General features: G+C 46.0%; 27 protein-coding genes and 1 pseudogene (1 of these 28 cut by a window edge). 4 read left to right on the plus strand and 24 right to left on the minus strand.

Going from position 1 to position 23,148, the window contains the following annotated elements; all coding sequences use genetic code 11:
* The 7 genes and pseudogenes from VOA_RS16895 to dusA all read right to left on the minus strand — a co-directional run.
* On the minus strand, window positions 1-319 hold the beginning of the coding sequence (locus VOA_RS16895; RefSeq protein WP_001132805.1) for a phosphoadenylyl-sulfate reductase. Its footprint begins 440 nt before the window's first position; the window shows 319 of its 759 coding nt (coding positions 1-319); it begins with the start codon at window positions 317-319; its stop codon lies beyond the left edge, outside the window.
* Entirely contained in the window at window positions 312-2,045 is a 1,734-nt protein-coding gene (gene cysI / locus VOA_RS16890; protein WP_000106300.1) for an assimilatory sulfite reductase (NADPH) hemoprotein subunit, read from the minus strand. Before cysI ends, VOA_RS16895 begins: the two co-directional genes overlap by 8 nt.
* Entirely contained in the window at window positions 2,045-3,874 is a 1,830-nt protein-coding gene (locus tag VOA_RS16885; RefSeq protein WP_000052023.1) for an assimilatory sulfite reductase (NADPH) flavoprotein subunit, read from the minus strand. The genes cysI and VOA_RS16885 overlap by 1 nt, the downstream gene beginning before the upstream one ends.
* 106 nt (window positions 3,875-3,980) lie before the next feature.
* Window positions 3,981-4,211: a hypothetical protein gene (locus VOA_RS16880; RefSeq protein ID WP_000155676.1), complete on the minus strand. Its 231-nt coding sequence runs from the start codon at window positions 4,209-4,211 to the stop codon at window positions 3,981-3,983.
* 122 nt (window positions 4,212-4,333) lie between these two features.
* Window positions 4,334-4,998, minus strand: a pseudogene (locus VOA_RS0117170) (TIGR04219 family outer membrane beta-barrel protein).
* A gap of 90 nt (window positions 4,999-5,088) precedes the next feature.
* Complete coding sequence (gene pspG, locus VOA_RS16875; protein WP_000462392.1) at window positions 5,089-5,298, minus strand: envelope stress response protein PspG; 210 nt, start codon at window positions 5,296-5,298, stop codon at window positions 5,089-5,091.
* Between the two features lie 161 nt (window positions 5,299-5,459).
* Entirely contained in the window at window positions 5,460-6,443 is a 984-nt protein-coding gene (gene dusA, locus VOA_RS16870; protein WP_083806176.1) for a tRNA dihydrouridine(20/20a) synthase DusA, read from the minus strand.
* Between the two features lie 358 nt (window positions 6,444-6,801).
* Between dusA and zur the strand changes: the two genes are divergently transcribed.
* On the plus strand, window positions 6,802-7,266 hold the full coding sequence (zur, locus tag VOA_RS16865; RefSeq protein ID WP_009355701.1) for a zinc uptake transcriptional repressor Zur: 465 nt from the start codon (window positions 6,802-6,804) through the stop codon (window positions 7,264-7,266).
* 9 nt (window positions 7,267-7,275) lie between these two features.
* Window positions 7,276-7,737, plus strand: coding sequence for a chemotaxis protein CheX (locus VOA_RS16860; protein ID WP_001200950.1), 462 nt, complete (start codon window positions 7,276-7,278; stop codon window positions 7,735-7,737).
* 280 nt (window positions 7,738-8,017) lie between these two features.
* Here VOA_RS16860 and pgi read toward each other — a convergent pair whose 3' ends face one another.
* A complete protein-coding gene (pgi, locus tag VOA_RS16855) occupies window positions 8,018-9,670 on the minus strand; it encodes a glucose-6-phosphate isomerase (protein ID WP_000916651.1) in 1,653 nt (550 codons plus the stop codon).
* A gap of 284 nt (window positions 9,671-9,954) precedes the next feature.
* On the opposite strand from pgi, the gene VOA_RS16850 reads away from it, so the two are divergent.
* Window positions 9,955-10,374, plus strand: a complete 420-nt coding sequence (locus VOA_RS16850; protein WP_000267855.1) for a secondary thiamine-phosphate synthase enzyme YjbQ — start codon at window positions 9,955-9,957, stop codon at window positions 10,372-10,374.
* A 63-nt stretch (window positions 10,375-10,437) separates the two neighbouring features.
* Here VOA_RS16850 and alr read toward each other — a convergent pair whose 3' ends face one another.
* Together alr and VOA_RS16840 are read right to left on the minus strand one after the other, a co-directional pair.
* Window positions 10,438-11,523, minus strand: a complete 1,086-nt coding sequence (gene alr, locus VOA_RS16845) for an alanine racemase (protein WP_005526258.1) — start codon at window positions 11,521-11,523, stop codon at window positions 10,438-10,440.
* 13 nt (window positions 11,524-11,536) lie between these two features.
* The gene (locus VOA_RS16840; RefSeq protein WP_000774914.1) at window positions 11,537-12,943 is read right to left on the minus strand and encodes a replicative DNA helicase; all 1,407 of its coding nucleotides are present in this window, start codon (window positions 12,941-12,943) and stop codon (window positions 11,537-11,539) included.
* A gap of 149 nt (window positions 12,944-13,092) precedes the next feature.
* Between VOA_RS16840 and VOA_RS16835 the strand changes: the two genes are divergently transcribed.
* The gene (locus VOA_RS16835; RefSeq protein ID WP_442852180.1) at window positions 13,093-13,878 is read left to right on the plus strand and encodes a DUF481 domain-containing protein; all 786 of its coding nucleotides are present in this window, start codon (window positions 13,093-13,095) and stop codon (window positions 13,876-13,878) included.
* Between the two features lie 60 nt (window positions 13,879-13,938).
* Here VOA_RS16835 and rplI read toward each other — a convergent pair whose 3' ends face one another.
* The 14 genes from rplI to VOA_RS16775 all read right to left on the minus strand — a co-directional run bounded on the left by rplI (window position 13,939) and on the right by VOA_RS16775 (window position 22,942).
* Entirely contained in the window at window positions 13,939-14,388 is a 450-nt protein-coding gene (gene rplI, locus VOA_RS16830) for a 50S ribosomal protein L9 (RefSeq protein ID WP_001196056.1), read from the minus strand.
* 33 nt (window positions 14,389-14,421) lie between these two features.
* Entirely contained in the window at window positions 14,422-14,649 is a 228-nt protein-coding gene (rpsR, locus tag VOA_RS16825; RefSeq protein ID WP_000090471.1) for a 30S ribosomal protein S18, read from the minus strand.
* A gap of 15 nt (window positions 14,650-14,664) precedes the next feature.
* Window positions 14,665-14,967 carry a primosomal replication protein N gene (gene priB / locus VOA_RS0117175; protein ID WP_000184780.1) on the minus strand — a complete coding sequence of 101 codons (303 nt, stop codon included), beginning with the start codon at window positions 14,965-14,967 and terminating at the stop codon, window positions 14,665-14,667.
* A gap of 7 nt (window positions 14,968-14,974) precedes the next feature.
* Window positions 14,975-15,343, minus strand: a complete 369-nt coding sequence (gene rpsF, locus VOA_RS16820; protein ID WP_001216670.1) for a 30S ribosomal protein S6 — start codon at window positions 15,341-15,343, stop codon at window positions 14,975-14,977.
* A 206-nt stretch (window positions 15,344-15,549) separates the two neighbouring features.
* On the minus strand, window positions 15,550-16,026 hold the full coding sequence (gene bfr / locus VOA_RS16815) for a bacterioferritin (protein WP_000675498.1): 477 nt from the start codon (window positions 16,024-16,026) through the stop codon (window positions 15,550-15,552).
* A 69-nt stretch (window positions 16,027-16,095) separates the two neighbouring features.
* Window positions 16,096-16,284, minus strand: coding sequence for a (2Fe-2S)-binding protein (locus VOA_RS0117180; protein WP_032468129.1), 189 nt, complete (start codon window positions 16,282-16,284; stop codon window positions 16,096-16,098).
* A 302-nt stretch (window positions 16,285-16,586) separates the two neighbouring features.
* On the minus strand, window positions 16,587-17,771 hold the full coding sequence (gene tuf, locus VOA_RS16810) for an elongation factor Tu (protein ID WP_000031618.1): 1,185 nt from the start codon (window positions 17,769-17,771) through the stop codon (window positions 16,587-16,589).
* A 120-nt stretch (window positions 17,772-17,891) separates the two neighbouring features.
* Window positions 17,892-19,988, minus strand: coding sequence for an elongation factor G (fusA, locus tag VOA_RS16805; RefSeq protein ID WP_000101806.1), 2,097 nt, complete (start codon window positions 19,986-19,988; stop codon window positions 17,892-17,894).
* A 75-nt stretch (window positions 19,989-20,063) separates the two neighbouring features.
* A complete protein-coding gene (gene rpsG, locus VOA_RS16800) occupies window positions 20,064-20,534 on the minus strand; it encodes a 30S ribosomal protein S7 (protein WP_001138050.1) in 471 nt (156 codons plus the stop codon).
* A 101-nt stretch (window positions 20,535-20,635) separates the two neighbouring features.
* Window positions 20,636-21,010, minus strand: a complete 375-nt coding sequence (rpsL, locus tag VOA_RS16795; protein ID WP_000201237.1) for a 30S ribosomal protein S12 — start codon at window positions 21,008-21,010, stop codon at window positions 20,636-20,638.
* 185 nt (window positions 21,011-21,195) lie between these two features.
* Window positions 21,196-21,471 carry a sulfurtransferase complex subunit TusB gene (tusB, locus tag VOA_RS16790; protein WP_000902454.1) on the minus strand — a complete coding sequence of 92 codons (276 nt, stop codon included), beginning with the start codon at window positions 21,469-21,471 and terminating at the stop codon, window positions 21,196-21,198.
* Between the two features lie 9 nt (window positions 21,472-21,480).
* Window positions 21,481-21,837: a sulfurtransferase complex subunit TusC gene (gene tusC, locus VOA_RS16785; RefSeq protein ID WP_001044901.1), complete on the minus strand. Its 357-nt coding sequence runs from the start codon at window positions 21,835-21,837 to the stop codon at window positions 21,481-21,483.
* Window positions 21,834-22,229 (minus strand): sulfurtransferase complex subunit TusD, encoded by a 396-nt coding sequence (gene tusD / locus VOA_RS16780; RefSeq protein ID WP_000612693.1) that lies wholly within the window; start codon window positions 22,227-22,229, stop codon window positions 21,834-21,836. Before tusD ends, tusC begins: the two co-directional genes overlap by 4 nt.
* The gene (locus VOA_RS16775; protein ID WP_000140990.1) at window positions 22,226-22,942 is read right to left on the minus strand and encodes a helix-turn-helix transcriptional regulator; all 717 of its coding nucleotides are present in this window, start codon (window positions 22,940-22,942) and stop codon (window positions 22,226-22,228) included. The genes tusD and VOA_RS16775 overlap by 4 nt, the downstream gene beginning before the upstream one ends.
* Window positions 22,943-23,148: the final 206 nt, after the last annotated feature.

A 23,148-nucleotide genomic window follows, 5' to 3' on the forward strand; every position in this document is an offset into this window, starting at 1 on the left:
AAACTTTTAAGTTCAGATTGAGCCGCTCAGTAAGCTCATCAATAAACTGATAGGTTTCGGGGAACAGATAGCCGGTATCGGTTAAAACGACGGGAATGTCACTCTTCACTGAAGTTAATAAATGAAGCATCACTGCGGCTTGGATACCAAAGCTCGATGACAGTGCATGATTGCCTTGCAGATTTTCTAGAGCCCATACGACGCGCTCTTGTGCGCTGAGGGATTCCAGATGTTGATTGACTTCCGTTAGGCGCAGCGTTTGCTGCACCTTGTTTAACGTCAATAACTCTTCCAGAGTTGGAGCGGTATGGTTAGGCATAGAAATCCCTCTTCGAGATAATGACCTCTTCGATAATGCCTGCACGGATGGTGAAGTCGCCAAATCCTTCACCGTCCAGACGCTCGCTAGCCCAGCGTCCCACCAACTCATCAATTTCTTGAAGGGTTTGCGTGTCGGTAATGTTCTCTTTATACATCTTAGGAATGCGCGTTCCATTTCGATTGCCGCCTAAATGGAGGTTGTAGCGACCCGGCGCTTTACCGACTAGGCCAACCTCAGCCAACATGGCTCGACCGCACCCATTCGGGCAGCCCGTCACACGCAGAATTATGTTCTCTTCTTTTGGTAACGCATGTTTTGCCAAAATACCTTCCACTTGCGTAACAAAAGAAGGGAGAAAACGCTCGGCCTCCGCCATGGCCAGTGGACAGGTTGGGAAGGCCACACACGCCATTGAGTTGATGCGCTGCTCACTCACACCATCATCGATCAAACCATGACTACGCGCGAGCTGTTCAATATGCTGTTTCTGATCCGCTGGCACACCAGCCACAATCAAGTTTTGGTTAGCCGTCATGCGGAAATCGCCTTGATGAACCTTAGCAATCTCTGCCACACCCGTTTTCAGTGGTTTACCCGGGAAATCCAACAAACGACCATTTTCAATAAACAGGGTTAAATGATGTTTACCATCGATACCTTCAACCCAACCAATCCGATCACCACGACTGGTAAACTCATAAGCCCGGCTTGGCGCAAACGCAATTCCCGCGCGTTTTTCAACTTCGGCTTTGAATACCTCAGCCCCTACACGATCTAAGGTGTACTTGGTTTTGGCATTTTTACGGTTAGAACGGTTACCCCAATCGCGTTGCGTACTGACCACCGCTGCCGCAACCTCCAAGGTTTTCTCCAGAGGAATAAAACCAAAGTCATCGGCACGACGAGGATAGGTTGAAGTATCGCCGTGCGTCATCGCAAGCCCCCCCCCCACCAACACGTTAAAACCGACCAACTGGCCATTTTCACCAATCGCGACAAAGTTCAAGTCATTGGCGTGCACATCCACATCATTGTGTGGCGGGATCACAACAGTAGTTTTGAACTTACGCGGCAAATAGTTTGAACCTAAAATCGGCTCTTCATCTGGCCCTTCGATCTTTTCACCATCCAACCAAATCTCTGCATAAGCGCGTGTTTTCGGTAGTAGGTGCTCGCTGATCTTTTTCGCCCACTCGTAGGCTTGCAGGTGCAGTTCAGATTCCACGGGGTTAGAGGTACACAAAACGTTACGATTCACATCCCCTGCGGTCGCAATCGAATCGATACCAATACTGTTCAGAGTTTGGTGCATCAGTTTGATATTCGGCTTGAGTACCCCGTGAAACTGGAAAGTTTGTCGTGTGGTTAAACGGATACTGCCGTACAGAGTCTGTTCGGTCGCAAACTTATCGATCGCGAGCCACTGGTGAGGAGTGATGATCCCCCCCGGCATACGAGCACGGAGCATGACATTGTGCAAAGGCTCAAGCTTCTGCTTACTGCGCTCAGCACGGATATCACGGTCATCTTGCTGATACATGCCATGAAAGCGGATGAGCTGGAAGTTGTCCGCGGTAAAACCGCCAGTAATGCGATCTTGCAGATCTTGCTCGATCGTACCGCGTAGAAAATGACTCTCACGCTTTAGGCGTTCATTATCCGACCATGGGCCGAGCACTTCGCCAAGCACTTCTTGTACTGATGGGTTTTGATTTGTGCTCATTAGTAGACATCCCTTTGATAACGTTTTGCTTTACGCAGTTCACTCACATATTCTTCGGCTTGCTCACGACTCAAGCCACCTTGTTGCTCTACGACAGTAATCAATACCTGGTGCACATCTTTCGCCATACGTGATGCATCACCACACACGTAGAAGTAAGCACCTTCCTGTAGCCACTGCCACACCAACTCCGCCTGCTCTAACAAACGATGCTGTACATAGACTTTTTCATGCTGATCGCGGCTGAAAGCAACATCTAAGCGGTTAAGCACACCAGACTTAAGATACTTTTGCCACTCAACTTGGTAGAGGAAATCTTGGGTAAAGGTGCGATCACCAAACAACAGCCAGTTTTTCCCTGCTGCACCACGGTTTTCGCGCTCTTGAATAAAGCTGCGGAAAGGTGCAATGCCCGTTCCGGGGCCAACCATGATCACCGGAGCATTATCATCACTCGGCAACTTGAAGTTGTTATTGTGCTCAACAAACACTTTAATCGGAGCACCCTCTTCTAACTGATGAGCTAAGAAGCTGGATGCGCCACCAAAGCGCTGTTCTCCCTCATGCTCATACTCAACAACCCCAACCGTAAGATGCACTTCTTCACCCACCTCACTTTGACTAGAGGCAATAGAATAAAGACGCGGTGTTAAGCGACGCAAGAGTGACAACAGCTGAGAAGCTGAAAGCGAGATTTTTTCTTCGCGCAGCACATCTATGACTTGAGTGCGAATCGCGTATTCACGTAATTGCTCTTTATCCTGAGCTAAAGACTTTAGCTTTTCGCTTTGCGCAAGTTCAGCATATTGCGCCACCAACTGCGGATTGGCTGCAGTAATTTCGTAATGATGAGTGAGCGCCGTGTGCAGTGAGAGTGTTTCACCATCCACTTGAACTTGTTCATTACCAGAGAGGCCAACGCTATCCAGTAATGCATCAACCAGTTGTGGGCGGTTCTCGTACCAAACACCTAACGCATCACCCGGTTGGTAAGTGATACCTGATTCAGCCAAATCAATTTCAATGTGACGCACATCTTTACCAGAATCACGACCAGTAATTTTTTGGCTAGTCAGTAAGCTGGCAATGTAAGGTTGCTCTTTACTATAAAGCTCACTGGTCGCACTGGTTGTAGCTTGCTGTGGCAAGCCAGCGACTGAAGTTAGCGCTGCCAATTCTTCTTTTAGAATACCCAGTACTTTTGCGCGCCACTCAGCGGCAGAAGTTTGATAATCCACATCGGCATCTAAGCGTTCAACAAAACGCTGAGCACCCAAATTCTCTAAAAACTGGTCAAAATCTTTGCCGGTTTGACAGAAAAACTCATAACTCGAATCACCAAGCCCTAACACGCCATATTTAAGGTTGGGCAGCTTGGGCGCTTTTTTCGATTTTAAGAATTCATGCAAAGTCAATGCATTATCAGGAGCTTCTCCTTCACCATTGGTTGAAGCAACAAAGATCACATGAGTTTCTTTAGCTAAGTCTTTGCCTTTGTACTCACTCGCGTCAAATAACTGGGCTTGGATGCCTGCGGCTTGCGCCTCTTTTAATAGCGCTTGAGCAACACCTTTAGCGTTACCTGTTTGCGAAGCAAAAATAATAGTTAACTTGCCTGCTGCTGCCGCCAACGGCAGTGTTTGCGCTGAAGACAATTGAGGAGCATTCAGCGCATTGGATTGACTGAGCCCCCAAAAATAACCACTCACCCAAGCCAATTGCTGGGGATTGAGTTGGGTAACTGTCTGTTGAAGTTGATTAAGTTGTAGATCATTTAACGGACTAGCGAGCCCAGCTAGTGCCGGAGGTAGAGTGTTTCCTAAAGACATCGTCACGACTTCCCTATTCATTGCATGACGATAGATTAATCACTCTTTTTAATAACAAGAAAGAATAGATGTGAATGTTTTATAACTTTTCGACTTAACCGTCTCACTAATGGTTTTCAATTCGAACCTGACGAAACCCGACCGCCATGGCGGATTGTGAAGCACTATCGAGATCGATATAGCGACACTCTTCGCCATTTTCATCAGTTAACAACACAAATCCACCCATTTGATGGCGAAATTCGACAATCCATTCCCCCTCTTGAAAGGAGGGCTCAATAATCGCCTCAACGAGTTGTTGCGTTTGATATAGCTCTCTTAACTCAGAAATAGTCATGTTGCTCTCCAATCCTTAGCTGATGAATAAAAGGTAAGCATGGTCCAGATAGCAAAAATGAGCCAACCTGTGGCTCATTTGAAAGGAATTCATTAAAGCAAAGCTCAATAATGAGAAATCAATTAGAAACTAAATTGTGCTCCAAGGAACCAACCATCAACAAAAACAAAAGACTGCTTAACATCCACTGACTGCTTGGCAAGCTCCGTAAATTCAAGATCCACCACGCGATAACCGGCCTTAAACGCCACATCTCCCGCAGCAATCGGCAAACGATACTGAACACCAGCCATCACATCAGAAGATTTCAAATCACTATTGTTACCAAAATCAAATTGGCCAATCAGATCAAACTGCGTGTTAGGAATAGTGATTTCTGCACTGGCGTACCAGTTAAAAGTGGTTTGATCAAAATCGTAGCGGCGCGCGTCTGGCGCTTGATAATCACTATTCGCGTATTGGGTCAGAGTGATACCCGCATCAAACCTCATCAACTCACGATCGAGCAACTGGTAGTAGAAGGTGTAATCGTACTTATCGAAAGAGGCAAAATCCGCTTCAAGATTGGTGTAGCGTAAATTCACATTCGGCAAATATGGCAGTTGATGCTCAAAGGCGACATGCAGGTTGGGGCGTTAGCATCATCACGACGAGTGTTATCAATCTTGGTACTCGTTAACCACATATCTGCGCCAACAGTTGCGGTAGAAGATGACCCTGCAGCAAAAGCTGAAATAGGCGCGATCATCAATGCAGAGACCAGTGCCGCCAATGCAGTTTGGTTCATGAGCTATGCTCCGTTAAGTTTCGATTAAAGGATGATTAAGGTCAGAGATGGTAACACAAACCTAAAATCAACAAATCATTTTGTCATCACTTAACGGGAAGCACTCACTCTATCTCGCATTAACCAGATCACGACTAAAATGACCACCAGCCAAGGTAAGAGTTTCAATACTATGCCTAACATACCGAACAGTGCCATCACCAAAAAAGCCAATGCTATTGCACCAAATACACTCACAAGGGTGATCCCAGTAACCAACAGTGTCGCGGCAAAGACCAAAATAAAGATCAATTCAAACATGTTTTATACCCTCTCTAGATATTCATCTGTGATAAGCAGATTTCAAGCCAACTATAGACGACAAGCAACTGCATGATTTTGAATAAAAAATAAAGCCAATCGTCTGTAAGACAGATTGGCTTTACGAAAATTGTGCTAATTTCGCTAATATTTAGTGTTTTTTACACACCCAACTCTTGGTAAGGGATTTTTGCCAACGCTTGTTCGACAACTTCTAATCCAGCACCCAGTTTATGTGCATTTTCACTGATATGACGTCGCCATTGACGAGCACCTGGCATATTTTGGAACAGCCCTAACATATGGCGAGTCATATGACCAAGATGTGTACCTTGCGATAACTCACGTTCAATATAAGGCATCATTTCATGGATCACTTGCGAGCGTTTTTTCACTGGGGTATCCAACCCGAAAATTTGCTGATCAACTTCTGCAAGCAAGTAAGGGCTTTGGTACGCTTCACGCCCAATCATCACACCATCAAGATGTTGAAGATGCAGTTTCGCTTCTTCCAACGTTTTCACACCACCATTGACCGCAATAGTTAAGTGCGGAAAATCACGTTTAATTTGATACGCTCGTGAGTAATCTAATGGCGGAATTTCACGATTTTCTTTCGGGCTTAAGCCACTCAGCCACGCTTTGCGCGCATGAATAGTAAATTGTTCACAACCGCCTTTCTCTGCCACAGTAGCGATAAATTGGGTTAAAAACTCATACGAATCCTGGTCATCAATACCGATACGGGTTTTTACTGTCACCGGAATATCGACGACCGAGCGCATAGCCGCCACACATTCCGCGACCAAGTCAGGCTCAGCCATTAAGCAAGCACCAAAACGGCCATTCTGCACACGATCAGAAGGACAGCCCACATTCAGGTTAATTTCATCATAGCCACGATCTTGCGCCAGCTTGGCACAATGCGCTAAATCCTTGGGATTAGATCCACCAAACTGCAATGCCACAGGATGCTCTTCTTGGTTATAAGCCAGAAAATCGCCACGACCATGGATGATCGCGCCAGTGGTGACCATTTCAGTATACAGAAGCGTTTGTGAAGAGAGTAAACGATGGAAGTAACGGCAGTGGCGGTCGGTCCAATCGAGCATCGGAGCGACTGAGAGTCTGCATGAGTGAGTCATAGGTGAACGTCCCCATTTCAGTCTAAAAACAACCACCGCGCGGTGGCGAAAAATCAAAGTCCGGCATTTTAATCGTATCTTGGCTGAAGTGCTAATTTTTGTTCGCTATGCCCTAGCATGAAATCGCAAACTCACGAGGGTTACTCAGTACATAATGTTCATCGTGAGAAATGCGTTGTGAATGAAACCTGCGTCCCAAGCCACAGGGGTTAGTTGTATCGTTTTTGAGCCAAATAGGGTAATTTACGCTTATTCAATGAGATGACTTGAACTACCACCCACTTTTTACGTGGATTTTATTTAGACTCTCAACGATATTCATCTCTACATAGTATATTATTACTTAAGTCCAACAGTGATGGTGATGGTTTTGGACAACAAGCTAATCAAGCAAATTGAAGAAATATGTGCAGCCAGAGGGGTTCGACTCACCTCGCAGCGTAAAACTGTATTTGAGTTGATCTGTGCCAGCAAACGTTCATCGAGTGCGTATGAGTTGCTGGAAGATCTTAAAAAAAGTGAACCACAAGCTAAGCCTCCGACTGTATATCGAGCACTGGATTTTTTGCTAGAACAAGGTTTTATTCACCGAGTTGAGTCCACCAACAGCTTTATTTCTTGCTGTTCATGTAACGCCCATAAGCATTTCTCACATCTATTGATTTGTGACCAATGTGGTAACGTGATTGAATCTCGAGATGATAGTCTGGTAGCCTTGCTAGCAAGTAACGCGGAGAAACACGGTTTTACGATAAGCAATCATGTCATCGAGTCACATGGAGTTTGTCAAACCTGTCTCTCGAAAGAGAAAAAGCAACAATAGAAGAAGGTTATGCGCGCTGAATTTGTAAACCCGTTTTTAGCGTCTTTAATGAACGTGTTGAAAACCATGGCTTCCCTTGAGTTAAAGCCACAAAAACCACGTATCAAGAAAGATGAAATTGCTCGCGGCGATGTTTCTGGTCTGATCGGTATGATTGGCCCAACAACACGTGGCTCCATGTCTATCACCTTTGATGAAAGCCTAGCGCTGGAAATTATGCAGAATATGCTGGGTGAACGTCCTAATGGTCTCAATGAAGAAGTCACCGACATGGTTGGTGAGATCACAAATATGGTGACAGGCGGAGCTAAGCGTATTTTGGCTGAAAGTGGCTTTGACTTTGATATGGCTACCCCTGTGGTTGTGTCAGGCCGAGGGCATACCATTCGTCACAAGTGTGAAGGAGCGATCATTATCATGCCGTTTTCTTCACCTTGGGGTAATGCGTTTATCGAAATCTGTTTCGAATAATTCAACGCATCAATTTATCCTTGAACTAGCGTTAAAACCAAAGATCTCTGGATTCAACACCCACGATGAAACTTGCAAAAACCGGACATCTGCTGTCCGGTTTTGTTTTGCCTGTCAATAGGTTACCACCTATCTCATAACAGCATGCTGCCAACGTCAACTCACAGTATGTGGTTGGATACTCCATCGGAATGCTCATGACTTAGTGCAATAGGAAACTAGAGAAAAAAGGCCTTACATTGTAAGGCCTTGGTATCAAAAACGTTTTAGCTCAGCACAATTAAGCACGAAAGGCTTTAAAAGCGTTGATCAAACCGTTGGTAGAACTGTCATGCGAATTCACATCCGCATTATCCGCCAGTTCAGGTAGGATCTGGTTCGCCAATTGTTTACCTAATTCGACACCCCATTGGTCGAAACTGAAGATATTCCAAATCACACCTTGTACGAAGATTTTGTGTTCGTACATCGCAATCAAGTTACCCAGCGTGCGTGGTGTAATTTGCTTGACCAGAATCGAGTTGGTTGGACGGTTACCTTCAAACACTTTGAATGGTACTAACGCTGCGATTTCTGCCGCCGACTTACCTGCTTTTTCTAATTCAGCTTGTACCGTTTGTGCTGATTTACCAAATGCCAGTGCTTCGGTTTGCGCAAAGAAGTTAGACATCAGTTTTTGGTGGTGATCGCTCACTACGTTATGACTGAGCGCCGGAGCAATAAAATCGCACGGGATCAGCTTAGTCCCTTGATGGATTAACTGGTAGAAAGCGTGCTGGCCGTTAGTGCCTGGCTCACCCCAAATAATTGGGCCAGTTTGGTAAGTCACAGGGTTGCCATCACGGTCAACGTACTTACCGTTAGATTCCATGTTGCCTTGTTGGAAGTAAGCCGCGAAGCGATGCAGGTACTGATCGTAAGGCAGAATTGCTTCTGATTCTGCACCGTGGAAGTTGTTATACCAAATACCAATCAGCGCCAAAATCACCGGAATATTGCTTTCAAACGGTGTATTCATGAAATGCTGATCCATTTCATGCGCACCCGTCAACAACTCAACAAAGTTGTCGTAACCAATAGACAGAATGATAGAAAGACCAATCGCTGACCACAGAGAGTAACGACCGCCTACCCAATCCCAGAATTCGAACATGTTGTCGGTGTCGATACCAAACTCAGCGACCGCTTTACCGTTCGTTGATAACGCAGCAAAGTGTTTCGCGACATGTGCTTCATTGCCCGCCACTTTTAGGAACCAATCACGCGCTGTGTGGGCGTTGGTCATGGTTTCTTGAGTAGTGAAGGTTTTTGAAGCCACAAGGAATAGTGTGGTTTCCGGATCCACTTTTTTCAGTGTCTCCGCCATGTGCGTACCATCAACGTTAGACACAAAGTGCATGGTCAGATGGTTCTTATAAGGTACCAACGCTTCGGTCACCATGTATGGACCAAGGTCAGAACCACCGATACCGATATTCACTACATCAGTAATCACTTTGCCGGTGAAACCTTTCCACTCACCGCCAATCACACGCTCAGAGAACGCTTTCATTTTAGCCAGTACAGCGTTCACAGCTGGCATCACATCTTCACCGTTCACCAGCACAGGTGAATTGCTGCGATTACGCAGTGCCGTGTGCAGAACAGCACGATCTTCAGTCTGGTTGATCGCTTCACCTTTAAACATGGCCGCAATCGCTGACTGAAGTTCGGTTTCTTTAGCCAAAGCAAACAGGTGCTGCATGGTTTCAGCATTCACAAGGTTTTTCGAATAATCGACCAGAATGTCTTGCCCAAAGCGCGCAGAGTATTTAGCAAAACGTTCACTGTCTTGCTCAAAAAGTGCTTTTAAGTCCATATCCTGAGCGGATTCAAAATGCGCGGTCAGCGCTTTCCAAGCTTGGGTTTGCGTTGGATTGATATTTTTCAACATGGCATCTATCCCGATGTTACTGTGGTTTTATTCCATCTCAATACAGGCTTAGCTCTGCCGATGGAATCCCCGATTTAAGCAAAAAGAATAGGTTAAAAATGCGTTTTCCGCGTGGGAATAACATGTAATTAATTTTCAGTGAATCATTATGAGCGAACTCATTTTCACCCACTTTGCGATAGGTCACGTAAACACCGACCCTAACTCATTTTTGTCTGGTAATCTGCGTCGCTCACCTTACCCTTAAACATTCACTTTGCCAATATACTTAAGGAGCTGGCTTTATGTGGCAGCAGCAACAAATCCAGTTACGCCCACGTCCACGGGGATTTCACCTGATCACTGATGAAATTGAACAACAATTACCACAGCTCAAAGCGTTAAATGTCGGTTTGTTACATCTATTTATTCAGCACACCTCCGCCAGTCTCACCATCAATGAAAATGCCGATCCCACTGTGCGCCAAGATATGGAAGCCCATTTTAACCACATAGTTCCTGAAGGTGCGCCTTACTATCGGCACATTTATGAGGGCGATGATGACATGCCTGCTCACATCAAATCTTCATTACTCGGATGCAGTGTGAGCATACCGATTTGCAATGGTCGATTGGAGTTAGGAACTTGGCAGGGAATCTATCTGGGAGAGCATAGGGATCATGGCGGAGCGAGGAGGATCATCGCCACGATTCAGGGTGAATGAGTAACCAAGAGGTTCACTCACCGACATTTGAGTAGACGGTGAGCGAGACCATAAATAACCAGGCTAAATGCCTGCTCCTGAATAAGACATTTCCACTCGCGATGTGAGTTTAGTGACTAACTCATACCCAAGCGTACCGATATGGGCGGCCACTTCCTCAACGGGAAGTTCACGTCCCCACAGCATGGCTTCATCGCCCACACAATCGGTCGCCTCTGGCCCTAAATCGACCGTCAGCATATCCATTGATACACGGCCCGCAATGGGCACGCGGCGACCATTGACTACCACAGGCGTACCATTCGGTGCAGTGCGTGGATAGCCATCTCCATAACCAATCGCAATCACACCAATTTTGGTATCACGTTGGCTGGTCCAAATACCACCATAGCCCACGCTTTCTCCTGCTTTCACTTCGCGCACTGCGATCAAGTGTGATTTCAAGGTCATCACTGGCTGATACCCCAACTCCTCAGCACTTTTTTCAGCAAAAGGAGAAACGCCGTACATAATAATGCCCGGTCTCACCCACTCGAGTTGGCTTTGAGGCCAAGCCAATAATCCTGCTGAGGCAGCTAATGAACGCTCTCCCTGACAGCCTTGAGTCAGCGACAAAAACAGCTCAGTTTGTTCTGCGGTTGTGGATTTATCTAGCTCATCAGCACAACCGAAATGGCTCATATAACGCAGCGGTTTTGCCACGTTGGCACATTGATGTAAGCGATTGACGAAATCTCGATACTGCTCTGGGCGAACGCCTAAACGGTGCATCCCGCTATCCACCTTCAACCAGACCATGACGGGGGTTTCTAGCTGAGCTTGCTCTAGCGCTTGCAACTGCTCTTCACAATGCACTACCGTCTGAATATTGTTGGTCACCAGCACCGGTAAATCACCCGGCGAATAAAAACCCTCAAGTAACAAGATAGGCTTTACTACTCCGCTAGCACGCAGTTGTAACGCTTCTTCAATTCGCGCCACACCGAAGGCATCCGCTCCAATCGCATAACGCGCGATATGACGCAGACCATGACCATAACCATTGGCTTTAACCACCGCCATAATTTTACTGTGCGGAGCTTGCTGTTTGACGCGCTGCAAGTTGTGCTGCAACGCATCCAAATTGATGTAGGCAGTTGCCGCCTTCATATAGTTCATCGAATCACTCATCGTCAAATGCAGGTCCCGCATAGTTGTCGAAACGAGAATATTGTCCTTGGAAAGTCAAGCGCACCGAGCCGATTGGGCCGTTACGCTGTTTACCGATAATGATTTCTGCCGTGCCTTTCAGAGCACTATCTGGGTGATAAACTTCATCACGGTAGATAAACATGATCAAGTCCGCGTCCTGCTCGATAGATCCCGATTCACGCAAGTCCGAGTTAACTGGTCGTTTATCCGCACGCTGCTCCAAAGAACGGTTCAACTGCGACAATGCCACAACAGGCACATTCAACTCTTTGGCCAATGCCTTCAATGAGCGAGAAATCTCAGCAATTTCTAGAGTACGGTTATCGGTTAACGCAGGGACGCGCATTAACTGCAAATAGTCGACCATGATGAGAGATAAACCACCGTGTTCACGAGCAATACGTCGTGCTCGCGAGCGAACTTCGGTTGGAGTCAAACCAGAGCTATCATCGATATACATGTTCTTCTTCTCCATGAGGATCCCCATGGTAGAAGAGATACGCGCCCAATCTTCATCATCAAGCTGACCGGTACGAATTTTGGTTTGGTCGACACGTGATAACGACGCCAACATACGCATCATGATCTGTTCTGCTGGCATCTCAAGCGAGAAGATCAGCACTGGCTTATCTTGCTCCATCGCCGCGTTCTCACACAAGTTCATCGCGAACGTGGTTTTACCCATCGAAGGACGAGCTGCGACAATGATCAAATCGGAACCCTGTAAACCGGCGGTTTTCTTATTGAGATCAGTAAAGCCAGTGTTAACCCCTGTCACCCCATCCTGCGGCGTTTTGTACAGCAGCTCAATCCGCTCTAACGTACGTTCCAAAATGCTATCGACGTTTTTCGGGCCTTCATTTTCGCTGGTACGCGCTTCGGCAATCGCAAAGACTTTACTTTCGGCCAGATCGAGCAGATCTTCGGCATTACGTCCTTGCGGATCATATCCCGCATCCGCAATTTCATTCGCCACACCGATCAGGTTACGCACCAGTGCACGCTGTGCCACAATCTCCGCATAAGCATTGATGTTGGCAGCACTTGGGGTATTTTTAGCTAAATCAGCCAGATAGGCAAAACCACCGACATCTTCCAACTGCTCACGCTGTTCAAGATATTCAGACAGTGTAATTAAATCGAGCGGTTTACCCGCTTCCAAAATCGATTTTACCCCGTCAAAAATCAAGCGATGCGGGCGACTGTAGAAATCCTGAGTCACCACGTGTTCTGAAACCGTATCCCAACGCTCATTATCCAGTAGCAAGCCACCAATGACGGATTGCTCAGCCTCTAATGAATGCGGGGGAACCTTGATTGCATCAACTTGTGCATCAGAAGTTTTACGGTTTCGATTATCAGTACGTGGATCTGCCATGACTTCGCTTTAAGTAACTTTTGAATGTCCGCCATTATAACGAGAATCCGTAATTTGTAATTAAACCTGAGAAAGTTTGTGTGCAAGCTAACCAGAATTGACCTAGGGTTGACCCAAAGCAAGCTCTGAATTTTTACTATGCCACCTCAATGTTCATCAAAGAGGTTGTTGTGTCCAAAAAATCACTTTTCTGCATGAGTTTGGTGCTATCCGTTGGTGTGCTGGCAAATGAAAACTCTAGTGAAGATAAGGACATCAGCCTACCCTCTCCTTGGAAAAACCAAGTCGAATTTGGCTATCAGGCTCACTCCGGCAACACGGAATCTGAATCCATCAATTCACGGATCAAATCAGAATACACCTCTGGACGTCACCGAACCTACGGTGAATGGAAGTTTTACAAACTCGACAAAGATGGCAAAGAAGACAAACGTCAATCGACCTACGCGCTACAAAGCGACTACAAACTCAGCCCGAAAACCTATTTGTATAGTAGCTTTTATGGTACCGATTCTCGCTATAGTGCTTATTTCAAAGATTACACCCTCTCAGGTGGTTTAGGTTACCAATTCGCTTATACCGATGATGTGGTACTGGAGCTCGAATTGGGGCCTGGTTTTCGTTACCAAAAACCCAACTTAGATGAAATCGATGATGATGATATCGTGTTTCCCGATCTGGTAGAGGAAGCCATTTTTCGGGGAAATCTCAAAGCGGAATGGCAAGCTTTAGATAACCTCAGATTCGAGGCAGAAATGACCATGGTCGCGGGTGAAAGCAACACCAGCCTTGATAGTGATGTGAGCTTAACCAATGAGATTACTGACCATATTGCCCTGAAAATTCGCCAGTCACGTCAATATCACGATCGGGTACCGGAAGGTTTAAGTAAGGCAGACAGCGTAATTTCGGTCAACCTACTGTTTGAGTTCTGAATTTTACACATAAAAAAACACCAGCCGAAGCTGGTGTTTTATATTCGTCAGTAACTGAAATTACTCAGCAACAACTTGTACTTTCGCAGTTGCGAAAACTTCAGAGTGAAGTTGAACGCTAACTTCGAATTCACCAACGTTGCGCAGAGCGCCTTCAGGCAGGCGAACTTCGCTCTTAGATACTTTAACGCCAGCTGCAGTGATTGCATCAGCGATATCACGAGTACCGATAGAACCGAACAGTTTACCTTCGTCACCAGCTTTAGAAGCAATAACAACTGCTTCCAGAGCGTTAACTTGGTCAGCACGAGTTTGAGCAGCAGTCAGTTGCTCAGCAACTTTTGCTTCCAGCTCTGCACGACGGCTTTCAAACATTGCAACGTTAGCTTTAGTTGCCATTACTGCCTTACCTTGTGGGATAAGGAAGTTACGAGCGTAACCAGATTTAACGTTTACTGTATCGCCAAGGCTGCCTAGGTTACCGATTTTATCAAGTAGAATAACTTGCATTGCTTAATCCTCTTTCTTAATAAACGGTGCCGATTACTGATGCTTGTCAGTGTACGGCAGTAGAGCTAGGTAGCGAGCGCGTTTGATTGCACGAGCTAGCTGACGCTGATATTTAGCGCTTGTACCAGTGATACGGCTAGGAACGATTTTACCAGCTTCAGTGATGTAGTTCTTGAGAGTTGCTACGTCTTTGTAATCAATCTCTTGTACGCCTTCTGCAGTAAAACGGCAGAATTTACGACGACGGAAGAAACGAGCCATGGGCTATCTCCTGATCTATATTTGAGAAATTTTGTCGGCATGCAGCACTAATTTACCTACGCCATTTCGGCTGGTTTGGTAAGCCACAAAACCGCTTACCAAAATGCTACTGCCTTGTACTAAATTTTGAGTTAATGCATCTGACCTAACCCCACTCACCACCACCGGTAACCGACAAAAAACTTGTCGCGGGAGGTCAGCTTCTACCATCGTAGAGTGATGCTCTAGCCAAAAATGGCAATGTTTAACACCCGATGGACTTTGGCTTCGAACCGGAGCTTTTGCGACAGTGCCGCTCAACTCGATTCGATTGGTCATCAAACCATTACTCAACGTCTGCGTCGAATTTCACTTCGTCACGCTTAACACGCTCTTCACGAGCTTTCAGCATGATTGAAGGTTCAGTGATAGCAGCTTTAGTACGCATGATCATGTTACGTAGAACTGCATCGTTGAAACGGAAAGCAGTTTCTAGCTCATCAACCACTGCTTGATCAGCTTCAACGTTCATCAGAACGTAGTGAGCTTTGTGCAGTTTGTTGATTGGGTAAGCCAGTTGACGGCGACCCCAATCTTCTAGACGGTGGATTTTACCGCCCGCTTCAGTGATTGAGCCAGTGTAACGTTCGATCATACCAGCAACTTGCTCGCTTTGATCTGGGTGCACCATGAATACGATTTCGTAATGACGCATTATTTGCTCCTTACGGATTATTCAGCTTCCAGAGTTGGCCCGGTCATCCAGAGGAAGCAAGGAACTAATGATAATTGACCGAGAATTAAGGAGCGGGAATAGTACAGAAAGGAAGCAGCTTTAGCAAGGGAATTCTCTGGGGAGCGCAGGAAAATCACAAGGCAGAAAAACACTCTCTTCTGCCTCGTAATACTGAGTAGCTCACATTATTCTTCATCCACAAACTGAGCTTGTAGGTAGTTTTGGATACCTGTCATGTCAATAAGTCCAAGCTGGGTTTCTAACCAATCAACATGCTCTTCTTCATCTTCCAAGATATCTTGAAATAGGTCCCGTGAAACGTAATCACGCACTTTTTCTGCGTAAGCGATGGCATCTTTCAGATCGGGAATTGCTGCTAACTCAAGTTTGAGATCACACTCCAACATCTCTTGCACGTCTTCACCAATCATCAATTTACCAAGATCTTGTAAATTGGGGAGCCCTTCAAGGAACAAGATACGCTCCACGATATGATCTGCGTGTTTCATCTCATCAATCGATTCGTGATATTCCTTATCGGCAAGATGTTTTAACCCCCAATCTTTGTACATTCGTGCATGTAGAAAGTATTGGTTGATAGCAATTAACTCATTAGCGAGCACTTTATTGAGATGTTGAATAATGACCGGATCACCTTTCATAGCATAGCCCTCCTCTTTGGCTCTATTAACTGTAGAACCAATTAGAAGAGAGTCAAAAAGTGTTGCCCGTTAACTTGCCATTTTGAACTGGCTAATCAGTGATTCCTCAATGATCTCTTTAGCTTGGCGCACACACTTCCCACACTGTGAACCCAGTGCAGTGCAACGCTTAATACCTTTGATATCCGTTATCCCTTGCTCGGCAACCAATCTCCTGATCTTTTTGTCTGAGACACTATGACACAAACAGACGTACATAAAACAACCTCAACAAATCCATGCTCGAAACATAAAAGAGAATCACTCTTATTTCCACCGCGTTTGCTATTTTGATCAGATCGTATAGTTATAAGAAAAATAAAGAAATGGTTTGGAATACGGATAAGGAAAGAGGGAGTCAATATCAGTTGTCTTTCGAGGAAACTAACATGCTATTTTAGCTGTAAAGGGAAAGATGTGGCAAAAGCAAAAATAGGCGAAAATGCTTATAACTAAAAATGAAAAAGGGAAGCCGAAGCTCCCCTTTTTCGATGCAGCATTGCGCGGCAAGATTAACGCAATTAAGCGATGATCTTCGCTACAACACCAGCACCTACAGTACGACCACCTTCACGGATCGCGAAACGTAGACCTTCGTCCATCGCGATTGGTGCAATCAGGTCTACAACCATCTTGATGTTGTCGCCTGGCATTACCATTTCTACGCCTTCTGGAAGCTCGATGCTGCCTGTTACGTCAGTTGTACGGAAGTAGAACTGTGGACGGTAACCTTTGAAGAATGGAGTATGACGGCCACCTTCGTCTTTTGACAGTACGTATACTTCTGATTCGAACTTAGTGTGTGGGGTGATTGAACCTGGCTTCGCCAGTACTTGACCACGCTCTACTTCGTCACGCTTAGTACCACGTAGTAGTGCACCAACGTTCTCACCTGCACGACCTTCGTCAAGCAGCTTACGGAACATCTCTACACCTGTACAAGTAGTAGTTACTGTGTCTTTGATACCTACAATCGCAACTTCGTCACCTACACGCAGAATACCACGCTCGATACGACCTGTTACTACTGTACCACGACCTTGGATTGAGAATACGTCTTCGATTGGCATCAGGAATGCCATGTCTACTGCACGCTCTGGCTCTGGAATGTAAGAGTCTAGCGCTTCTGCTAGTTCTACAATCTTCGCTTCCCACTGTGCTTCACCGTTTAGCGCGCCTAGTGCAGAACCTTGGATTACTGGCAGGTCATCACCTGGGAAATCGTACTCAGAAAGTAGCTCACGCACTTCCATTTCAACCAGCTCTAGAAGCTCTTCATCATCAACCATGTCACATTTGTTCATGAATACGATGATGTAAGGAATACCTACCTGGCGACCCAGCAGGATGTGCTCACGAGTTTGTGGCATTGGACCATCTGTCGCAGCAACAACTAGGATACCGCCGTCCATCTGTGCAGCACCAGTGATCATGTTCTTAACATAATCCGCGTGTCCTGGACAGTCTACGTGTGCGTAGTGACGGTTTGGTGTGTCGTACTCTACGTGAGAAGTATTGATTGTAATACCACGCTCACGCTCTTCTGGTGCGTTGTCGATTGACGCGAAGTCACGAGCTTTACCGCCGTAAACTTTAGCAAGAGTAGTACAGATAGCTGCAGTTAGAGTTGTTTTACCGTGGTCAACGTGGCCGATAGTACCAACGTTTACGTGCGGTTTCGTACGTTCAAATTTTTCTTTAGACACGATCGTGTTCCTTCCTAGTTATGATTCGCTTTGGGTAGCTGTACCCAAAGCGCGCCAGAAATTGCTATTTTATGCGCCAACTCACGTCAGCGCAATAGATTCGTTATTAACCAACAACGGTTAACCACGCTCTGCGATAATTGCATCAGCAATATTTTTCGGCACATCAGCGTACTCAGCAAACTCCATAGAGTAAGAGGCACGGCCTTGTGTGGCAGAACGCAGGTCAGTCGCATAACCAAACATCTCAGAGAGTGGGACTTTAGCGTGGATGATTTTCAGTCCCGCAGGACCTTCATCCATACCTTCGATGATACCGCGACGACGGTTCAGATCGCCAACAACATCACCCATCCAATCTTCTGGTGTAGTTATTTCAACTTTCATTAACGGCTCAAGAAGAACAGGTTGCGCTTCAAGCGCACCTTTCTTGAATGCCATAGAACCAGCGATTTTAAACGCCATTTCGCTGGAGTCGACATCGTGGAATGAACCATCAAACAGGGTAGCTTTGACATCCAACACTGGATAGCCCGCTAACACACCGTTGTTCATTTGCTCCTCGATACCTTTCGCAACTGGGTTGATAAATTCTTTTGGAATCACACCACCCGCGATTGCGTCAACGAAGACAAATCCTTGACCAGGCTCAGCAGGTTCAATTTTCAGCCATACGTGACCGTATTGACCACGACCACCTGACTGACGAACGAACTTACCTTCCACTTCCGATTTACCACGAATGGTTTCACGGTATGCCACCTGAGGTTTACCTACGTTACAATCGACACCAAACTCACGTTTCATGCGATCGACGATAATATCTAGGTGAAGTTCACCCATACCAGAAATCAGCGTTTGACCCGTTTCAGCGTCAGTTTCTACGCGGAATGATGGGTCTTCTGCGGCTAGTTTACCTAGAGCAATACCCATTTTTTCCTGATCGGCCTTAGAACGAGGCTCTACAGCGATCTGAATAACTGGTTCAGGGAACTCCATGCGCTCCAGAATCACAACATGATTCGGATCACACAAAGTATCGCCCGTGGTGACATCTTTCAAGCCGATGGCCGCTGCGATGTCTCCCGCACGAATTTCTTTGATTTCATCACGCTTATTGGCATGCATCTGTACGATACGACCAAAGCGCTCTTTCTTTTGCTTCACGGAGTTGTAAACCGCATCACCCGAGTTAACCACTCCAGAGTAGACGCGAATAAAAGTCAGTGTGCCAACAAAAGGATCGGTAGCAATCTTAAACGCGAGTGAAGAAAACGGTTCGTTGTCGTCAGCGTGACGCTCAACACTGTTTTCTCGTTCATCAATACCTTTGATCGCAGGAACATCTGTCGGTGATGGTAGAAACTCAATCACTGCATCCAGTACCGCTTGTACGCCCTTGTTCTTAAACGCACTACCACAAGCTGCGAGAACAATTTCGTTATTGATGGTGCGCTGACGCAGAGCTTGTTTGATCTCTACTTCGCTAAGTTCACCATCTTCAAGGTATTTTTCCATCAACTCTTCACTGGCTTCGGCTGCTGCTTCCACAAGGTGGTTACGCCACTCTTGGGCAAGCTCAAGCATATCCGCAGGAATTTCTTCATAAGTGAAGCTCATGCCTTGATCGGCTTCATTCCAGTTGATGGCTTTCATCTTGATAAGGTCGATGACACCTTTGAACTCTTCTTCTGCACCAATGTTGAGTTGGATTGGAACAGGGTTCGCACCAAGACGATGTTTAATTTGGCCTACTACGCGTAAGAAATCTGCACCTGCACGGTCCATTTTGTTAACGAATACCATGCGTGGAACGCCGTATTTGTCAGCTTGGCGCCAAACGGTTTCAGACTGAGGTTCAACACCTGATGTGCCACAGAATACGACCACTGCACCATCAAGCACACGAAGTGAACGCTCTACTTCGATCGTAAAGTCAACGTGTCCAGGGGTATCAATGATGTTGATGCGATGTTCTTGGAATTGCGCTTCCATACCACGCCAGAAGGTGGTGGTAGCCGCAGAGGTAATGGTAATACCACGCTCTTGCTCTTGGACCATCCAGTCCATAGTCGCAGCACCATCGTGAACTTCGCCAATTTTGTGAGAGAGGCCAGTGTAGAACAGAATACGCTCAGTAGTGGTTGTTTTTCCTGCATCTACGTGAGCACAGATACCGATGTTACGGTAGCGCTCAATAGGAGTTTTACGAGCCACGATTGTATCCTCTTACTAAGGTCAACCTTAGAAAATAGAAATGTGCTGCGAGAGAACCTCGCAGCACAGAAGGTATTACCAGCGGTAATGAGCGAACGCTTTGTTCGCTTCTGCCATACGGTGAACGTCTTCACGTTTCTTAACAGCAGAACCTTTGTTTTCAGCCGCATCCAGCATTTCAGCAGCCAGACGAGCAGCCATAGATTTTTCACCACGCTTACGCGCAGCTTCAACCAACCAACGCATTGCCAGAGCATTACGACGTACTGGACGTACTTCAACTGGCACTTGGTAAGTTGAACCACCTACACGGCGAGATTTAACTTCTACCGCTGGGCGAACATTTTCAAGAGCTTCTTCAAAAACAGCTAAGTGGTCTTTACCAGACTTCTCAGCCATAGTGTCTAGTGCAGTGTAAACGATTTTCTCTGCAGTAGATTTCTTACCGTCAACCATAAGGATGTTAACGAATTTTGCCAGCAGTTCAGATTTGAACTTTGGATCTGGAAGGATCTTACGCTGACCAATGACGCGACGACGTGGCATGGAATATTCTCCGTTGTCTTCTTCAGGTTTTTTCCAAAACTTTTCAGTTTTTTCAAAAAATTCAAATTAATTTAGTGTTTGGCCTTACTTAACGGATTCCATTAAGACTTAGGACGCTTCACACCGTACTTAGAACGAGCTTGTTTACGGTCGTTCACGCCAGCACAGTCAAGTGCGCCGCGAACAGTGTGGTAGCGAACACCTGGAAGGTCTTTAACACGACCACCACGGATCAGTACAACACTGTGCTCTTGTAGGTTGTGACCTTCACCACCGATGTATGAAGTAACTTCAAAACCGTTAGTTAGACGTACACGACATACTTTACGAAGTGCTGAGTTAGGTTTTTTAGGTGTAGTAGTATAAACACGAGTACATACACCACGCTTTTGTGGGCACGCAGCTAGTGCTGGCACGTTGCTTTTAACAACTTGCTTAGCACGTGGCTTACGAACCAACTGGTTAATAGTTGCCATTAACTAGCTCCTGATTTACTTAAAGTAAGCTTGTGAAAAATCTACCCCGACTCATGCAAACAGATTGCACAAATAGGGACGCAAAATTCTATGCAGCAGTGGGAGGTGTGTCAAGAAATATACAGATCTTTTTTCCTGATCCTGCTGTAGCTTTGTTTAGCCGACATTTTTCAGAAAAAGAACTTCTACCATGTGATTGATTTATCATGATTTATTGTCAAATCAACAAAATCGTTCATGCTCACAATATGAATACTGGGATCAACGTTTTTCAGCCAACCACGCGCTTGCAGATCCTCCTGCAGTACCGACCACGCGATCTGATCATGCATACTCATTCGATAAGGCGATTGAACTGCAGCAGCGTACACCGCATTTTCAGTTAGCAATACGGCATCACCCGGCAGCAAATACGCAACGACTAAGGGCAATTTTTCAAGGTGCTTGACGATATGCAGCATGTGAGATCCTTAAAAAGTTAGCAATTGATCGTAACTACGCAGTAAATGCGCTAGTTCTTGTGATTCCAAGACTTCTACATCTATCAGCAGATCTTGTTCACTCAGCCCCCAACGCTGCAAACTCTGTTGGCAGACATAGCGCGCTTCGACATCGTACAGATCCAACAACTTGAATGCCGCGATATAGTCACGACTTAGAATCACTTCTGGTTGCTGATTTTTCACGAGCTGCAACACGCCTTCGCCAACAAAAAACAGGGCTTGCTCGTCACTGTAAGCTGACGTGGCGAGAATGGCATCAAGCCCTTCTCGCCCTGCGGCGGTTCCATGCGGTGGAGTATGGAATACCCATGCGACTTTATTCAAAACTGCACCACCCTATCTTGTTCTAATAACGCTTGTGCGAGGCTACCTAACCCAGCCTGAGTGAAATGAGATGCGAGGTTATGGCTACTTAAACCGTGTTGTTGAGCCTCTTGCTCACTTACCACCCCGCGACGTAGCGCCGCAGCGACACAGGTTTCAAGTTGCACGTTATGTGCTTGGGCGAGCGTTTGCCAACCTTGCAGTAAGTCGAATTCGTCATTGGCTGGTACATGGGTTGCCGAACCATTCAGCACACCATCTTGATAAAAGAACACACTTTTCAACGTATGCCCTTTGGCTATCAGCATGTTGGCAAATAGATAGGCATTACGAGCTGATTGGGTGCCGTATTGCGGCCCGTCAACCACCAAGGTGTAAGTGAGAGGGATCACTTCTCATCATCCTCAGTTTTGCGCTGACGAATATAGAGATAAACCGTGTGCTTTGAGATATTCAGACGATCTGCAACACGGTTGATCGCATCTTTGATGTCGAAGATGCCTTTATCGAACAACGCCATTACGATCTGACGGTTTTTGGTGTTGTTGGAGACCGATTTATCGCCATTGATTTCTTCGATCGTACGTTCTACGGTTTGATCCACTAACTCTTCAACGTCACTGGCGAAGTTCACCGAAGAAGCCGCTTCTTGTGCTTCCTGAGTTGGCATGAAAGATTTCAGCACTTGTGAGAAAGGAGCATCAAGGTTGACGTTGATACACAACAAACCAATCACTCGGTTATCGCCATTACGGATCGCCACGGTGATCGACTTCATCAATACGCCACCTTTGGCACGCGTGAAGTACGAGCGAGAAAAGTTACGCTCAGACCCTTCAATATCACGTAGCATTTTCAGCGCCATGTCAGTAATCGGTGAACCCACCTGACGACCGGTGTTTTCACCATTGGCAATTTTGATCGCTGAAGTATTCAAATCTTCAAGCGAGTGTAAAACGATTTCACAAAATGGGCCAATCAGGCTAGCAATACCATCAACAACTGCCTCATAGGAACGAAGAATCACCTTATCGTGCTCGGTAAATGGCTTGACGTGCACCGATTCCATCTCCAGCAGTAAATCGACATTCATGGTTTCTGTCATAGTCACTGTGCTTAAACCTTAGGATGAAAAATCAACAAATTGCTGTAAGTTTATCAGAAAATTTTAAACCACGATTCTGCAATATTACCAACAAGTGATTTAGAACAACTTCTTATTGAGATCAGCATATAAAGAAAGGCCTGAACACTGTCAGGCCTTAGCAACTCATTGACTCGCACATACACTATGCGAATGTTGAATTAGCG

The sequence above is a fragment of the Vibrio sp. RC586 genome (assembly GCF_000176715.1).
Classification (GTDB): Bacteria; Pseudomonadota; Gammaproteobacteria; order Enterobacterales; family Vibrionaceae; genus Vibrio.

Excerpts from the sequence above, each read along its gene's own strand:
- cysI (WP_000106300.1), bottom strand. The coding sequence starts at position 2,045 with ATGAGCACAAATCAAAACCCATCAGTACAAGAAGTGCTTGGCGAAGTG.
- VOA_RS16885 (WP_000052023.1), bottom strand. The coding sequence starts at position 3,874 with ATGTCTTTAGGAAACACTCTACCTCCGGCACTAGCTGGGCTCGCTAGT.
- VOA_RS16880 (WP_000155676.1), bottom strand. The coding sequence starts at position 4,211 with ATGACTATTTCTGAGTTAAGAGAGCTATATCAAACGCAACAACTCGTT.
- pspG (WP_000462392.1), bottom strand. The coding sequence starts at position 5,298 with ATGTTTGAATTGATCTTTATTTTGGTCTTTGCCGCGACACTGTTGGTT.
- dusA (WP_083806176.1), bottom strand. The coding sequence starts at position 6,443 with ATGACTCACTCATGCAGACTCTCAGTCGCTCCGATGCTCGATTGGACC.
- zur (WP_009355701.1), top strand. The coding sequence starts at position 6,802 with ATGGTGATGGTTTTGGACAACAAGCTAATCAAGCAAATTGAAGAAATA.
- VOA_RS16860 (WP_001200950.1), top strand. The coding sequence starts at position 7,276 with ATGCGCGCTGAATTTGTAAACCCGTTTTTAGCGTCTTTAATGAACGTG.
- pgi (WP_000916651.1), bottom strand. The coding sequence starts at position 9,670 with ATGTTGAAAAATATCAATCCAACGCAAACCCAAGCTTGGAAAGCGCTG.
- VOA_RS16850 (WP_000267855.1), top strand. The coding sequence starts at position 9,955 with ATGTGGCAGCAGCAACAAATCCAGTTACGCCCACGTCCACGGGGATTT.
- alr (WP_005526258.1), bottom strand. The coding sequence starts at position 11,523 with ATGAAGGCGGCAACTGCCTACATCAATTTGGATGCGTTGCAGCACAAC.
- VOA_RS16840 (WP_000774914.1), bottom strand. The coding sequence starts at position 12,943 with ATGGCAGATCCACGTACTGATAATCGAAACCGTAAAACTTCTGATGCA.
- VOA_RS16835 (WP_442852180.1), top strand. The coding sequence starts at position 13,093 with ATGTTCATCAAAGAGGTTGTTGTGTCCAAAAAATCACTTTTCTGCATG.
- rplI (WP_001196056.1), bottom strand. The coding sequence starts at position 14,388 with ATGCAAGTTATTCTACTTGATAAAATCGGTAACCTAGGCAGCCTTGGC.
- rpsR (WP_000090471.1), bottom strand. The coding sequence starts at position 14,649 with ATGGCTCGTTTCTTCCGTCGTCGTAAATTCTGCCGTTTTACTGCAGAA.
- priB (WP_000184780.1), bottom strand. The coding sequence starts at position 14,967 with ATGACCAATCGAATCGAGTTGAGCGGCACTGTCGCAAAAGCTCCGGTT.
- rpsF (WP_001216670.1), bottom strand. The coding sequence starts at position 15,343 with ATGCGTCATTACGAAATCGTATTCATGGTGCACCCAGATCAAAGCGAG.
- bfr (WP_000675498.1), bottom strand. The coding sequence starts at position 16,026 with ATGAAAGGTGATCCGGTCATTATTCAACATCTCAATAAAGTGCTCGCT.
- VOA_RS0117180 (WP_032468129.1), bottom strand. The coding sequence starts at position 16,284 with ATGTACGTCTGTTTGTGTCATAGTGTCTCAGACAAAAAGATCAGGAGA.
- rpsG (WP_001138050.1), bottom strand. The coding sequence starts at position 20,534 with ATGCCACGTCGTCGCGTCATTGGTCAGCGTAAGATCCTTCCAGATCCA.
- rpsL (WP_000201237.1), bottom strand. The coding sequence starts at position 21,010 with ATGGCAACTATTAACCAGTTGGTTCGTAAGCCACGTGCTAAGCAAGTT.
- tusB (WP_000902454.1), bottom strand. The coding sequence starts at position 21,471 with ATGCTGCATATCGTCAAGCACCTTGAAAAATTGCCCTTAGTCGTTGCG.
- VOA_RS16775 (WP_000140990.1), bottom strand. The coding sequence starts at position 22,942 with ATGACAGAAACCATGAATGTCGATTTACTGCTGGAGATGGAATCGGTG.